The organism is Streptacidiphilus sp. ASG 303 (assembly GCF_020991365.1).
In the GTDB taxonomy this organism is placed as follows: Bacteria; Actinomycetota; Actinomycetes; order Streptomycetales; family Streptomycetaceae; genus Peterkaempfera.
Genome location: NZ_JAJLRA010000014.1, coordinates 71,707 through 85,286, shown reverse-complemented (window position 1 = coordinate 85,286; position 13,580 = coordinate 71,707). Strand labels below are relative to the sequence as shown.

The window sequence follows — 13,580 nt, the reverse complement described above, 5'->3', positions numbered from 1 at the left end:
CGGGAACGCGGCCGGGCGGGCCCGGGGCGTCCGGTCCGGGGTGTCTAGTCCGGGCCCGCCCCGGCGGCGCCCCGCCCGCCGTCCGTCCCGCCGCCGGGCCCGCCGTCCGTCCCGGGGTCGAGGCGGTGGCGGAGCACCTTCTCGTACTCCTCCCGGACCCGGCGGTCCATGGCCAGGGTGAACTGGGCGTCGGCGACCGCGCGGCCCAGCGGGCGGACCCGCAGCACGCTCTCGGTCAGCCGGTGCGCCTCGTCCGCGCTCGGGGTGCCGTCCTCCAGCCCGGCCAGCAGCCGCTCGCCCACCAGCCGGACGAAGAGGTCGGCGACCGCGTCCGCGTACTCCTGGGTGCGGCGGGCCACCTCCAGCACGCCGGCGAGCGGGACGCCCTCCCGGACGAGGGCGACGGTGGCGTCCAGCAGCCGCCGGCTGACGTGGGTGACGCCGTCGCGGTCGGCGGTGACGTAGCCGAGGCCCACGGAGGCGCGGACGGCCTCCGCGCCGGCCTCGCCGGGGAACGCGGCCTCCACCTCCTCCCAGGTCAGCCGGACCGGCACCTCGTCCGTCCAGGGGGCGGTGATGGCCCGCTCCAGGCCGATCAGCTCGGCGACGTGCCGGCCCTCCTCGCCGGCCGCGAGCAGCTCGGCGATGCCGCCGAGGGTGTGGCCGCGCTCCAGCAGGGCGGCGACGACGCGCAGCCGGTCGAGGTGCTCCTGGGTGTACCAGGCGATGCGGCCCTTGCGGCGGGGCGGGGGGAGCAGGCGGCGCTCGCGGTAGAAGCGCAGGGTGCGCACGGTGATGCCGGCCGCCTCGGCCAGCTCCTCCACGCGGTACTCGCGCGGCGGCTCCGGTGCGCCCTCCGGCGCGCCCTCCCGGGTCCCCTCGCCGCCCCCGACGGGGGATGTGTCCTGCGTCACAGGCTGTATTGGACCTTCCGTCAACAATGCGCTCGGTCTACGCTCCCCATCATGCCAGTGAACACTGGCGCGGTTCCCGAGCTCCCCGGAGGAGGCCCCATGGCATCCGCAGCAGAACCCGGCGCGGCCGCCCCCCACGTGCGCGTCGCCGTCATCGGATCCGGCTTCGGAGGCCTCGGCGCGGGGGTGCGGCTGCGCCGCGCCGGCATCACCGACTTCGTGATCCTGGAGCGCGCCGCCTCCGTGGGCGGCACCTGGCGCGACAACGACTACCCCGGCTGCGCCTGCGACGTCCCCTCCCACCTGTACTCCTTCTCCTTCGCGCCCAACCCCGAGTGGCCCCGCAGCTTCTCCGGCCAGCCCCACATCCGCGCCTACCTGGAGCGCGTCGCCGACACCTTCGGCCTCCGCCCCCACCTGCGCTTCCACGCCGAGGTCACCGCCGCCCGCTGGGACGCCCGCACCGCCCGCTGGCACCTCGCCACCACCGCCGGCGACTGGACCGCCGACGCGGTCGTCTCCGCCACCGGCCCCCTCTCCGACCCGCGGATCCCCGACATCAAGGGCCTCGACACCTTCCCCGGCCGGATCTTCCACTCCTCCCGGTGGGACCACGACTACGACCTCGACGGCAAGCGCCTCGCGGTCGTCGGCACCGGCGCCTCCGCCATCCAGATCATTCCCGCCGTCCAGCCCCGCGTGAAGCGCCTCACCGTCTTCCAGCGCACCCCCGCCTGGGTGCTGCCCCGCGCCGACCGCGAGATCTCCGCCGCCGAGAAGTGGCTGCACGCCAGGATGCCGCCGTCCGGCGCCCTGCGCCGCGCCCTCCTCTTCGCCGTCCGCGAGCTCCAGGTCGACGCCTTCGTCAACCGGCCCCGCCTGCTCGGCGCCGTCCAGGCCATGGCCGAGCGCCACCTGCGCCGCGCCGTCGCCGACCCGGAGCTGCGCGCCCGCCTCACCCCCGACTACCGCATCGGCTGCAAGCGCATCCTGCTGAGCAACACTTATTACCCGGCACTCGCCGCCCCCACCACCGACGTCGTCGCCTCCGGGCTCGCCGAGGTCCGCGGCTCCACCCTCGTCGCCGCCGACGGCACCGAGACCGAGGCCGACGCCGTCGTCTTCGGCACCGGCTTCCACGTCACCGACATGCCGATCGCCGACCGCGTCACCGGCGCCGCCGGCCGCACCCTCGCCGAGGAGTGGGACGGCACCATGGAGGCCCTGCGCGGCACCACCGTGCACGGCTTCCCCAACCTCTTCTTCGTCATCGGTCCCAACACCGGCCTCGGCAACAGCTCGATGATCCTCATGATCGAGTCGCAGCTGAACTACATCGTCGACGCCCTCACCCGCATCGACGCCCTCGGCGTCGCCGCGATCGACGCCCGGCCCGAGGCGCAGCGGCGGTGGAACGACGAGGTCCAGCGGCGGATGCGCTCCACCGTCTGGGCCACCGGCGGCTGCACCAGCTGGTACCTCGACGCGAACGGCCGCAACACCACCGTCTGGCCCGGCACCACCGGCCGGTTCCGCCGCGAGACCCGCCGCGTCGACCTCGCCGAGTACGACCTCGTCCCGCGCCCCGCCGCCCGCCGGCCCGTCCCCGCCGGAGCCGCCGCCTCCACCGCGTCCCCGGCGGGTCCCGCCGGTGCCGGGCCCGCCGCCCCGACCGCCGAGGAGTCCGCCCCGTGAGCCGCCCCCAGCTCCCCCGCGACTGCGTCCCGCCCGACCCGCGCCGCGAGCTGCGGGTCCGGTCCGCCGACGGCACGTGGCTCCACGCCGAGGTCCACGGCCCCGAGGACGCCCCCACCGTCGTCCTCGCCCACGGCTGGACCTGCTCCACCGCCTTCTGGGCCCCCGTCCTGCACCGCCTGGCCGCCGACCACCGCCTGGTGGCCTACGACCAGCGCGGCCACGGCCGCAGCGACGCCCCCGCCTCCCCGGCCGGGTACGGCACCGGCGCCCTCGCCGACGACCTGGAGGCCGTCGTCGAGGCCACCGTCGCCCACGGCTCGCGCGCCGTCCTCGCCGGGCACAGCATGGGCGGCATGACGGTGATGGCCGCCGCCGACCGGTCCGCCGTCCGCGACCGCACCGCCGCCGTCCTCCTCGCCAGCACCGGCAGCGGCTCCCTCCTCGCCGAACTGCTCGTCCTGCCGTTCGCCGGACGCGCCCCCCGGGCCCGGTTCGCCGCCCACCGCGCCCTGCTGGCCTCCCGCCTGCCGCTCGGCCCGGTCACCGGGCTGAGCCGCGCCGTCCTCAAGTACGCCGTCATGGGGCCGGCCGCCCCCGCCGATCGGGTCGAGGCCTGCGCCCGCATCGTGCACGCCTGCCCCCGCCGGGTCCGGGCCGCCTGGGCCCAGGTCCTCGGCACCCTCGACCTGCACGCCGAGGCCGGGCGGCTCGACGCCCCGACGGCCGTCCTCGTCGGCGCCGCCGACCGCCTCACCCCGCCCGTCCTCGCCCACCGCCTGCACGCCGTGCTGCCCCGGCCCGAGCGCCTCACCGAACTCCCCGGCACCGGCCACATGTCGCCCGTCGAGCGGCCCGACGCCGTCGCGGACGAGATCCGCCGCCTCGTCGCCGACCACCTGCACCGGCCTGCGGCCCCGCAGGGCACGGCCGCCCCGCAGGACACCGCCGTCCCGCAGGACACCGCCGAGCAGCCCGTCCCCACCGAGCAGCCCGTCCCCGCCGCCGCCCCGCACCAGCAGAGGAGCGCCACCGCATGACCCCCACCCCGCCGCTGTCCTCCCAGGTCGCCGTCGTCACCGGGGCCGCCCGCGGCGTCGGCGCCCTGCTCGCCCGCAGGCTCGCCGACCGCGGCGCCACCGTCGCCCTCGTCGGCCTCGAACCGGAGGAGCTGGCCCGCACCGCCGCCGCCTGCGGCCCCGGCGCCACCCACTGGGAGGCCGACGTCACCGACCTCGACGCCCTCACCGACGCCGCCCGCCGCATCCAGGCCCACCACGGACGCGTCGACACCGTCGTCGCCAACGCCGGCATCGCCCTCGGCGGCCCGCTCCTCGACTCCGACCACGCCGCGTTCAGCCGCGTCGTCGAGGTCAACCTGCTGGGCAGCGTCGCCACCGCCCGCGCCTTCCTCCCCGCCCTCACCGACTCCCGCGGCTACCTGCTCCAGATCGCCTCCCTCGCCGCCATCACCCCCGCTCCCCTGATGTCCGCGTACTGCGCCAGCAAGTCCGGCGTCGAGGCCTTCGCCCACTCCCTGCGCGCCGAGGTCGCCCACCGCGGGGTCCGGGTCGGCGTCGGGTACCTCAGCTGGACCGACACCGACATGGTCCGCGGCGCCGACGAGGACGAGGTGCTGCGGGAGATGCGCGCCCGCCTGCCCTGGCCCGCCAACCGGACCTACCCGCTGGAGCCCGCCGTCGACCGCCTCGTCGCCGGCGTCGCCCGCCGCTCCCCGCACGTCTACGCCCAGGGGTGGCTGCGCGGCATGCAGGCCGTGCGCGGCCTCGTCCCCTCGGTGATCGGGCGCCTCGGCCCGCGCGAGATCCGCCGCCTGGAGCCCCGCCTGCGCGCCACCGCCGCCCGCCGCCTCGGCCCGGTCGGCGCGGGCGGCGCGGCCGACACCGAGGCCCGCAAGGCCCGTTCCTGACGCCCCGTCGCGCGGCGGCGGCCGGTTCGGCCGCCGCCCTCCGGCCGCGGAATGCGGGTGCCGCGGCCCCCGCGGGTGAGTAGCCTCACGGGGCCGCTTCCCCCACGTGCACGAGGAGACCGCCGTGACCCCGCCGTTCCCGCCGATCGAACCGTACGACCGCGGCCTGCTCGACGTCGGCGACGGCAACCGGGTCTACTGGGAGACCAGCGGCAACCCCGACGGCAAGCCCGTGCTGTGCGTGCACGGCGGCCCCGGCGCCGGCGGGAGCCGGGGCAGCCGCAGGACGTTCGACCCCGAGGTCTTCCGGATCGTCCTCTTCGACCAGCGCGGCTGCGGCGAGAGCCTGCCCCACGCCTCCGACCCGGCCGTGGGCCTGGAGCACAACACCACCCACCACCTCGTCGCCGACATGGAGCGGCTGCGCGAGCACCTCGGCGTCGACCGCTGGATGCTGTACGGCGGCTCCTGGGGCTCGACGCTGATCCTCGCCTACGCCGAGCGGTACCCCGAGCGGGTCTCCGAGGCCGTGCTGGTCGGCGTCACCACGACCCGCCCTGAGGAGACCGACTGGCTCTACCGCGGCGTCGGCCGCCTGCTGCCCGGCCTCTGGGAGGCGTTCCGCGACGCTCTGCCGGAGGCCGACCGGGACGGGAACCTCGTCGCCGCCTACGACCGGCTGCTGAACAGCCCGGACGCCGCGGTCCGCGCCAAGGCGGTCCGGGACTGGGCCGCCTGGGAGGACGCCGTCATCGCCCACGAGGCCCTGGGCCGCCCCGGCGCCTACAGCGACCGGCCCGACGACGCCCTGACGGCCTTCGTCCGGATCTGCGCCCACTACTTCGCGCACGACGCCTGGCTGGAGGACGGGCAGCTGCTGCGCGACGCGCACCGGCTCGCCGGCATCCCGGCGGTGCTCGTCCACGGCCGCCTCGACCTGGGCAGCCCCCTGACGACCGCCTGGGAGCTGGCGAAGGCGTGGCCCGGCGCCGAACTGAAGGTCGTCGACGACTCCGGTCACACCGGCAGCCCCGCCATGCGCGACGCCATCGGCGAGGCGGTCGCGCGGTTCGGCCGCACCGGGCGCTGACCCGCGCCCTGCGGCCGGGGAGCCCGGGGACGGAAAACCGGTACCGCCACCCGGCGCCCGACCGGCACCATCACGGACCATGACCACCGGCCGCCTGCTGATCCTCGCCCCCCGCGTCACCGACACCCGGCTCCAGCTCGCCGCCGCCGCCCACCGGCGCGGCCTGCGGGCCGTGACCGCCCACGGCTGGCGGCGGCCCGAGGAGGCCGGACCCGGCACCCCCGCCCACCTCTACGGCGGCCCGCTGCTCGCCGACTCCGTCGGCGGCGCCCTCGGCCTCGTCCTGCTGGAGCCGCCCGCCGACTGGCTCGCGCGGCTCCCGCAGGAGCTGACGTGCCGCCGGGTGGAGGCGGTGACCCTGGCCGAGGCCCGCCGGCTGCGGCGGCCCGCCTTCGTCAAGCCGCCGGTCGACAAGCACTTCCCGGCGCGCATCCACACCGACGGCTCCCGGCTGCCCGGCCCCGACGCCCTGGACGACGACCTGCCGGTCCTGGTCAGCGACATCGTCCGCTTCGTCCGCGAGTACCGGCTCCTCGTCCTGGACGGCGCCGTCCGCACGGCGTCCCGCTACGCCGTCGGGCCCGCCCTGGACACCGCCCCGCTGGAGGAGGACCCGCACCACGCCGACGTCCTCGCCTTCGCCCGCGACCTGCTCACGGCGGCCGGCGGCTCCCTGCCGTCGGCCGCCGTGGTGGACGTCGGCCTGCTCGACGACGGCCGCTGGGCGGTGGTGGAGGCCAACCCGGCCTGGGCGAGCGGCGGCTACGCCTGCGACCCGGACCGGGTGCTGGACGTCGTGCTCCGCGCCGCCGGACCGGCCGCCGAGGCCGGTCCGTGCGACCTGCCCTTCGCCCGGCGGCTGCCCGAGGCGGTGGGCTGACCCTCCCCTCCGCCCGGCGGGCCGTCAGGACGTCTTCCGGGGGTGGATCGTCCTCCCCTCGGCCAGCATCGCCACGTACGTCTCGATCCGCCGCAGCCGGGTCTCCGGCCGCTTCGCCTCCTGGACGCGGTGCAGGACCGAGTAGCGGTTCCGGCCGTCCAGGGTGGCGAAGAACGCCGCGGCGTCGGGGTTGGCCGCCAGGGCCGCGGCCAGGTCGTCCGGCACGACGGCCGCGGCCTGCCCGTCGTACGCGGCGTCCCACCGGCCGTCCGCCCGGGCGCGTTCGACCTCGGCGAGCCCCGCCGGCCCCATCCGCCCCTGCGCGATCAGAGCCTCCGCCTTGGCGCGGTTCACCTTCGACCACCTGCTCCGCGGCCTGCGCGGGGTGAACCGCTGCAGCCAGTGCCGGTCGTCGAACGCCTCCTTCCGCCCGTCGATCCAGCCGTGGCAGAGCGCCACGTCGAGCGCCTGCGCGTAGTCCAGGGCGGCGACCCCCGGCTGCTTCTTCCGGAGCTTCAGCAGGATCCCGGGCGAGGAGGAGCAGTGGGCGCGGAGCCACTCCTCGAACTCCTCGGCGGACGCGAACTCGACGGTCTCCAGGTCATCGGCCATCCCCGCAGTGAACCACGCCCCACCGACATCCGTCCGTGACGCGGCGTCCCGTCACGCCGCTGCGGACGCGGCGCCCAGCCGGGCGGTCCCCCGGCGGCCCTTCCCGACAGCCCGGGGCCCTCCCGCCGCGGCCCTGACGGCCACTCCGTCTACCCGGACCTGCGGACCGCATGCTTATGCGGTTTGTCACGTCGCCGGAGTCGGGGAAAGGCGCGGCGGGATTGTGATGACCCTGACGCGGTTGGTTCGCCTACGAGCCATCAGGGCTGACGTGAACTCAACCATGTTCAGGGACATCGGTTTTCCTGCACATCAGGCCGTATCCGCAAGCCCGCCTCCCCGCACCGCGGGGCGGGCGCGGACGGTCACGCATCGCGGTGACGGCAGCGCTGGCGGCGGTCGGGGTGCTGGTGCCGCTCGCAGCGGTGCCCGCCGCCGCGGCGCCCGGAGGCCCGTCGCGACCTGCGGCGCCGGCGGTCCCCGCAGGGGTGAACCGCGCACCGTCGTTACGGCGACGACGCCCACGACCGCGTCACCAGTGTCGCCACCTCCGGCGGCACCAGGAACCTGCGCGTCGCCCGCACCTACGACGGCGACGGCAACCTGCTCACCCGGACCGACGCCTCCGGCACCATCACCCACACCTACGACGCACTCGGCCGCGAGGCCACCCGCACCCTCGCCGACGGCGCCGCCCACACCCTCGCCTACGACCCGGCGGGCAACCTGCAGACCGCCACCGACCCGAACGGCACCACCTCCTACGGGTACGACGCGGGCAACGAGCTCACCTCGCTCACCGACCCCACGGGCGGCAGGACCACCTTCGCCTACGACGAGGACGGCAACCGCAAGAGCACGAGCTACCCCGGCGGCACCACCCAGACCGCCGGATGGGACAACTCCGACCGTCCCACCTCGGTCAAGGCCACGACCGCCACGGCCACCTACGTCAACCACACCTTCGCCTACAGGCTGCCCGACGGCACCGACACCGAGCAGATCCAGTCCCGCACCGACCCCGGCACCGGATCGGTCCTCACCTACACCTACGACAGCCAGTCCCGCCTGACCTACGCGCGGGAGAAGGACGGCAGCGGCACCCGGACCGCCTCCTGGCTCTACTGCCACGACAAGGCCGGCAACCTCACCGACACCTCCCGCACGGCCGGCTCCTGCTCCGACAGCGGCCTGACCCACTACGGCTACAACACCGCCAACCAGATCACCCCCGTCAACGGCGACTCCACGGGCTGGTCCCACGACGCCGACGGCAATGAGACCGCCTCGGGCGGATCCGGCGCCCGCACCGGCGAGACCTACAACGACTTCAACCAGCTCACCGCCCTCACCACCGGCGGCACCACCCACCACTACACCTATGCGGGCACCGACTCCTCCGACCGCCTCACCGCCGACACCACCTCCGTCGACGAGGGACCGCTCGGCATCTCCACCACCACCACCGGCGGCGCGAGGACGGGATTCGTCCGCGACCCCGCGGGCACGCTCATCGGTGTGACGAGCGGCGGCAAGGCCTACTACTACCTGACGGACAACCAGGGGGCTCCGCTCGTCCTGGTCGACGGCGCCGGGACCAGGGCCGGCTCCTGGTCCTCCGGTCCGGTCGGCGACGCCCGCGGCACGGCGGGCGCCGGTGTTCCCCAGCCCTTCGGCTGCACCGGCGCCTACCTCGACGACACCGGCCTGTACAAGATGGGCGCCCGTTACTACGACCCCGCCACCGCCCGCTTCACCCAGCCCGACCCCTCGGGCAGGGAGACCAACACCTACCTCTACGCGGCGGGCGGCCCCGTCAACCGCATGGACCCCGACGGGACGTACTCCTGGTCCTCGGACCTCGCCGCAGCACTGACCGGCGGCGCCGGTCTCGTCGCAGGGTCGCTCCTGTTCGACAACCCGCTCGGTGCGGCCGTCGCGGGCGGAGCGATCGCCGGCTGCGCCGGTGCGGCCGTTGCCACGAGCCTGGGCGGCGGCACGGGCACCGAGGACCTGGAGTCCTGCGCCACCTGGGGTGCCGTCGGCGCCGTCGCAGGCGGCCTTCTCGCATGGATGGCGATGTAGATGAAGAAGTCCCGCACCACCCGCATCAGGCTGGCCCTGGCAGGGGTCACGGTTGCGACGGCGGCACTCGTGCTGGTGCTCCTCATGGGAGCCGACACAGTCGCCCTGTCCGTCGTCGTCGCCGTGCTCGTGCTCAACCTCGTTGCCCTGGTCAGGGCGGTCGCCGTGACGGGTGCGTCATAGGTGCGGCCTCGGCGGCTTGTGCCGGGGGGCACCGTCCCGGGCCGCAACCTGCGACACCGCTTCCCGACACGACTCCAGGAGGATCCGTGCTTCCTGACGCACTCCACGCCGACCTGCCCGACAGGATCGCCGCGCACGCGAGGGGGATGCTGCAAGCCGGCGAGGTCCTGAGGGCGGCGGCTCCGGCCAAGGTGGGCCGGCCCCGCATGCCGTACGCGCTCCTGCCCGCCACCTGCTACCTGGCGCTCACCGATCGGCGCCTCATCGGCTTCCTGGCCACCCCGGTCAAGGCGCTGCCCGGACGTGTCTGGTTCGAACGCCCGGTGTCGGAGGTGCGCCCCGCCTCCCGTCCCCGGCAGATCGAGGTCCTGATGGATGACGGACGCAAGAAGACCATGCACCTCAGCCCCACCCATCGCGAAGCCGCGGACAGCCTGCTGGAAGCCGTGGCCGGCCGCTGACCCGGCGGTGACGCCCCCCGTGCCGTCCGGTGCCGTCGGAGACCCGAACAGGTCTCCGGCGGCACCGGCGCGTCCTCCGTGTCCGGCGGGTCGGGCGGCGAGCGGCGGCAAGGGCCCGGGGCCTCGGCCGCCACGCACGCGTCGTGCCGGCGTCCGAGGCGCGCGGCCTGGAGTTCGACGGGGTCGTCGTCGTGGACCCCGAGGGGATCACCGCGGCCCGCCCCGGCGGGGAGAGGGACCTGTAAGTGGCCCTGACCCGGGCCACCAAGCGCCTCTGCACCGTCACCGTCCGGCCCGCCTGACGACCCGGCGCCCGCGGTGCCGCCGCGGGCGCACCCGGCGCGGCGGGCGTGCCCCCGGCGTCACGGGCGGAGCCCGTCCCCGGCCTGTCGCGCGGCGGCGGCCGGGGACGGGCTCCTCGTGGGGGCGCACCGCGGCGGCGCACCGGCTAACGTCGCCGGTATGACGACTTCTCTCATCACCGGCGCCACCGCCGGGATCGGCGCGGCCTTCGCGGAGCGGCTGGCGGCGGACGGGCACGACCTGGTGCTGGTCGCCCGGGACGGCAAGCGGCTGGAGGAGGCCGCCGCGCGGCTGCGTCAGGTGCGCGGCCGCGAGGTCGAGGTGCTGGTGGCGGACCTCGCCACCGAGGAGGGCATCACGGCCGTCGAGCGCAGGCTCGCCGACGCCGCCCGCCCGGTGGACGTGCTGGTGAACAACGCGGGCTTCGGCAACCGCGGCGCCTTCCTGGACGTGCCGCTCGCGGACGAGCTCACCATGCTCAAGGTCCACGTGGAGGCGGTGCTGCGCCTGACGACCGCCGCGCTGCCGGGGATGCGCGAGCGCCGCCGCGGCTGGGTGGTGAACGTGGCGTCGGTGGCGGCCTTCTTCCCGCGCGGCACGTACGGGGCCACCAAGGCGTGGGTGGTCAGCTTCACCCAGGGCGTGGCGCGCGACCTGGTGGGCTCGGGGGTGCGGCTGATGGCGCTCTGCCCGGGGTTCACGCGCACCGAGTTCCACGAGCGGGCGGGCATGGGCACCTCGAACATCCCCGGCTGGATGTGGCTCTCCGTCGACCAGGTCGTCCGCGAGGCGCTGCGCGACCTCGCCCGGGGGCGGACCCTCTCCGTCCCGGGCCTGCGGTACCGGGCGGTCGTGGGGCTCGGCCGGCTGGTGCCGCAGGGGATGCTCGGCGGGGCGTCGTCCCGGGCCGGGCGCCAGTACCGCACCGACTGAGCCGGCACCGCACCGGCAGGCCCGTGCGGGCCGGTCGCGCGGGCGGGCCCCGGTGCCGGACGTGGGGGAGCAGGGGCGCGGGCCCGGGCGCGAGCGCCGGTCCGGGGTGCGGCGGGCACTCCGGGGTGCGGAACGGGAATGACCGGGCTTACCGTTAGGTTCCCTAACAGTGAGCCTTGCTCGGTATGCTCGGCACCGCCCGCCCCGACCCGTCCCCGCACCCCGCCGGAGCCGCCCGTGAAACCCCAGGGAACCGACCCGACCCCGCCCACCCCCGCCCCCGCGCCCGGCGATGAGCGGCCGCCCGCCCAGGTGCGCCGCATCCTCGGCCTCTTCCGCCCCTACCGCGCCCGCCTCGCGGTCGTCGGCCTGCTGGTGGGGCTCTCCTCGCTGGTCTCGGTGGCCACCCCGTTCCTGCTGCGCGCGATGCTGGACACCGCCATACCCCAGGGCCGCACGGCCCTGCTCAGCCTGCTGGCCCTCGGGATGGTGGCCACCGCCGTCCTCACCAGCGTCCTCAACGTGCTGCAGACCCTGATCTCCACCACCGTCGGCCAGCGCGTCATGCACGACCTGCGCACCGCCGTCTACAGCCACCTGCAGCGCATGTCCCTGGCCTTCTTCACCCGCACCCGCACCGGCGAGGTGCAGTCGCGGATCGCCAACGACATCGGCGGCATGCAGTCCACCGTCACCTCCACCGCCACCTCGCTGGTCTCCAACCTGACCGGGGTGACCGCCACCGTGGCCGCCATGGTCGCCCTCGACTGGCGGCTGACCGTGGTCTCCCTGCTCCTGCTGCCGCTCTTCGTCCGGATCAGCCGGCGCGTCGGCAACGAGCGCAAGAGGATCACCGCGCAGCGGCAGAAGCAGCTCGCCGCCATGTCCGCCGCCGTCCAGGAGTCGCTCTCGGTCAGCGGCATCCTGCTGGGCCGCACCATGGGCCGGTCCGACTCGCTGTCGCGGGAGTTCGCGGCGCAGTCCGACGGCCTGGCCGACCTGGAGGTCCGTTCGAGCATGGCCGGGCGGTGGCGGATGTCGACCATCCAGATCGTCATGGCCGCGATGCCCGCCGTCGTCTACTGGGCGGCGGGCCTGGCCACCGCCGCCGGCAGCCCCGTCGTCTCGCTCGGCACCCTCGTCGCCTTCGTCTCGCTCCAGCAGGGCCTCTTCCGGCCCACGGTCTCCCTGCTCTCCACGGGCGTGCAGGTGCAGGCGTCCCTGGCGCTGTTCCAGCGCATCTTCGAGTACCTGGACCTGCCCGTCGACATCACCGAGCCCGCCGACCCGGTGCGGCCGGCCCGGATCCGCGGCGAGGTCCGCTTCGAGGACGTGCACTTCTCCTACGGCCCCGCCGCCGGGCGCCCCGCCCTCACCGGCATCGACCTCGCCGTGCCCGCGGGCGGCTCCCTCGCCGTCGTGGGGGAGACCGGCTCCGGCAAGACCACCCTCGGCATGCTGGTGCCGCGCCTGTACGACGTGACCGGCGGCCGGGTCGCCCTGGACGGCACCGACGTGCGCGACCTGTCCTTCGACACCCTGGCCGCGGCGGTGGGCGTGGTCTCCCAGGAGACGTACCTCTTCCACGCCTCCGTCGCCGACAACCTGCGCTTCGCCAAGCCCGGCGCCACCGACGCCGAACTCGTCGCCGCCGCCCGCGCCGCCCAGATCCACGACCGGATCGCCGCCCTGCCCGACGGCTACGACACCCTGGTCGGCGAGCGCGGCCACCGCTTCTCCGGCGGCGAGAAGCAGCGGCTCGCCATCGCCCGCACCCTGCTGCGCAACCCGCCCGTCCTCATCCTCGACGAGGCCACCAGCGCCCTCGACAACCGCACCGAGCACGCCGTGCAGCAGGCCGTCGACGCCCTCGCCGCGGACCGGACCACGATCACCATCGCCCACCGGCTCTCCACCGTCCGCGACGCCGACCAGATCGTCGTCCTCGACGGCGGCCGCATCGCCGAGCGCGGCACGCACGACGAGCTCGTCGCCCTCGGCGGCCGCTACGCCGCCCTGGTCGCCCGCGAGGACGCGGCCGGTCCGCCCGCTCCCGCCCGCACGCCCGCTCCCGCCCGCACGCCTGTGCCGGTGGAGGCCCCGGCCGGCTGAGCGCCCGCGTGCCGGTCCGTCAGAGCACCGAGCGGACCGCCTCCTCCGAGCGGCCCACCACCGCGCGGCCGTCGTCCGCGGTGATGATGGGCCGCTGGATGAGGGACGGGTGGGCCGCCAGCGCGGCGATCCACCGGGGCCGGTCCTCCGCGCCGCGCGGCCAGGAGGCCACGCCCAGCTCCGCCGCGGCGGGCTCGCCGGTGCGGGTGACGTCCCACGGCTCCAGGCCGAGCCGGTCCAGCACCGCGGCGATCTCCGCCTCGTCCGGCGGGTCCTCCAGGTACCGGCGGACGGTGTACTCCGCGCCGGCGCCGTCGAGCAGCTCCACGGCCGAGCGGCACTTCGAGCAGGCGGGGTTGAGCCAGATCTCCATGCGGACACC

General features: G+C 75.9%; 13 protein-coding genes and 1 pseudogene. 11 read left to right on the top strand and 3 right to left on the bottom strand.

Annotated features, from left to right (window positions below):
• Positions 1-44 precede the first annotated feature (44 nt).
• Positions 45-914, bottom strand: coding sequence for a MerR family transcriptional regulator (locus LO771_RS18605; RefSeq protein WP_308188939.1), 870 nt, complete (start codon positions 912-914; stop codon positions 45-47).
• A gap of 99 nt (positions 915-1,013) precedes the next feature.
• Here LO771_RS18605 and LO771_RS18600 point away from each other — a divergent pair, with 99 nt between their 5' ends.
• The 5 genes from LO771_RS18600 (at position 1,014) to LO771_RS18580 (ending at position 6,509) form a co-directional block, all read left to right on the top strand.
• A complete protein-coding gene (locus LO771_RS18600) occupies positions 1,014-2,609 on the top strand; it encodes an NAD(P)/FAD-dependent oxidoreductase (RefSeq protein WP_230653920.1) in 1,596 nt (531 codons plus the stop codon).
• Positions 2,606-3,649 carry an alpha/beta fold hydrolase gene (locus LO771_RS18595; RefSeq protein ID WP_230653917.1) on the top strand — a complete coding sequence of 348 codons (1,044 nt, stop codon included), beginning with the start codon at positions 2,606-2,608 and terminating at the stop codon, positions 3,647-3,649. Before LO771_RS18600 ends, LO771_RS18595 begins: the two co-directional genes overlap by 4 nt.
• Positions 3,646-4,539, top strand: a complete 894-nt coding sequence (locus LO771_RS18590) for an SDR family oxidoreductase (protein WP_230653914.1) — start codon at positions 3,646-3,648, stop codon at positions 4,537-4,539. The genes LO771_RS18595 and LO771_RS18590 overlap by 4 nt, the downstream gene beginning before the upstream one ends.
• 124 nt (positions 4,540-4,663) lie before the next feature.
• The gene (gene pip, locus LO771_RS18585) at positions 4,664-5,629 is read left to right on the top strand and encodes a prolyl aminopeptidase (RefSeq protein WP_230653911.1); all 966 of its coding nucleotides are present in this window, start codon (positions 4,664-4,666) and stop codon (positions 5,627-5,629) included.
• 79 nt (positions 5,630-5,708) lie between these two features.
• Positions 5,709-6,509, top strand: coding sequence for an ATP-grasp domain-containing protein (locus LO771_RS18580; protein ID WP_230653908.1), 801 nt, complete (start codon positions 5,709-5,711; stop codon positions 6,507-6,509).
• Between the two features lie 24 nt (positions 6,510-6,533).
• On the opposite strand, the gene LO771_RS18575 is transcribed toward LO771_RS18580, so the two are convergent.
• Positions 6,534-7,121: a YdeI family protein gene (locus tag LO771_RS18575; protein WP_230653905.1), complete on the bottom strand. Its 588-nt coding sequence runs from the start codon at positions 7,119-7,121 to the stop codon at positions 6,534-6,536.
• Between the two features lie 567 nt (positions 7,122-7,688).
• On the opposite strand from LO771_RS18575, the pseudogene LO771_RS31665 reads away from it, so the two are divergent.
• From LO771_RS31665 to LO771_RS18550, 6 genes and pseudogenes are all read left to right on the top strand, one after another.
• Positions 7,689-7,997: pseudogene (locus LO771_RS31665) on the top strand (hypothetical protein); the annotation flags it as partial.
• A 642-nt stretch (positions 7,998-8,639) separates the two neighbouring features.
• Positions 8,640-9,206, top strand: coding sequence for an RHS repeat-associated core domain-containing protein (locus tag LO771_RS18570; protein WP_230653903.1), 567 nt, complete (start codon positions 8,640-8,642; stop codon positions 9,204-9,206).
• Positions 9,207-9,389: a hypothetical protein gene (locus tag LO771_RS18565; protein ID WP_230653901.1), complete on the top strand. Its 183-nt coding sequence runs from the start codon at positions 9,207-9,209 to the stop codon at positions 9,387-9,389.
• A gap of 86 nt (positions 9,390-9,475) precedes the next feature.
• Positions 9,476-9,850: a hypothetical protein gene (locus LO771_RS18560; protein WP_230653898.1), complete on the top strand. Its 375-nt coding sequence runs from the start codon at positions 9,476-9,478 to the stop codon at positions 9,848-9,850.
• Between the two features lie 462 nt (positions 9,851-10,312).
• Complete coding sequence (locus tag LO771_RS18555) at positions 10,313-11,086, top strand: SDR family oxidoreductase (protein ID WP_230653896.1); 774 nt, start codon at positions 10,313-10,315, stop codon at positions 11,084-11,086.
• Between the two features lie 237 nt (positions 11,087-11,323).
• The gene (locus LO771_RS18550; protein WP_308188938.1) at positions 11,324-13,198 is read left to right on the top strand and encodes an ABC transporter ATP-binding protein; all 1,875 of its coding nucleotides are present in this window, start codon (positions 11,324-11,326) and stop codon (positions 13,196-13,198) included.
• 19 nt (positions 13,199-13,217) lie between these two features.
• Here LO771_RS18550 and LO771_RS18545 read toward each other — a convergent pair whose 3' ends face one another.
• On the bottom strand, positions 13,218-13,571 hold the full coding sequence (locus LO771_RS18545) for an ArsC/Spx/MgsR family protein (RefSeq protein WP_230653893.1): 354 nt from the start codon (positions 13,569-13,571) through the stop codon (positions 13,218-13,220).
• Between the last annotated feature and the right edge of the window lie 9 nt (positions 13,572-13,580).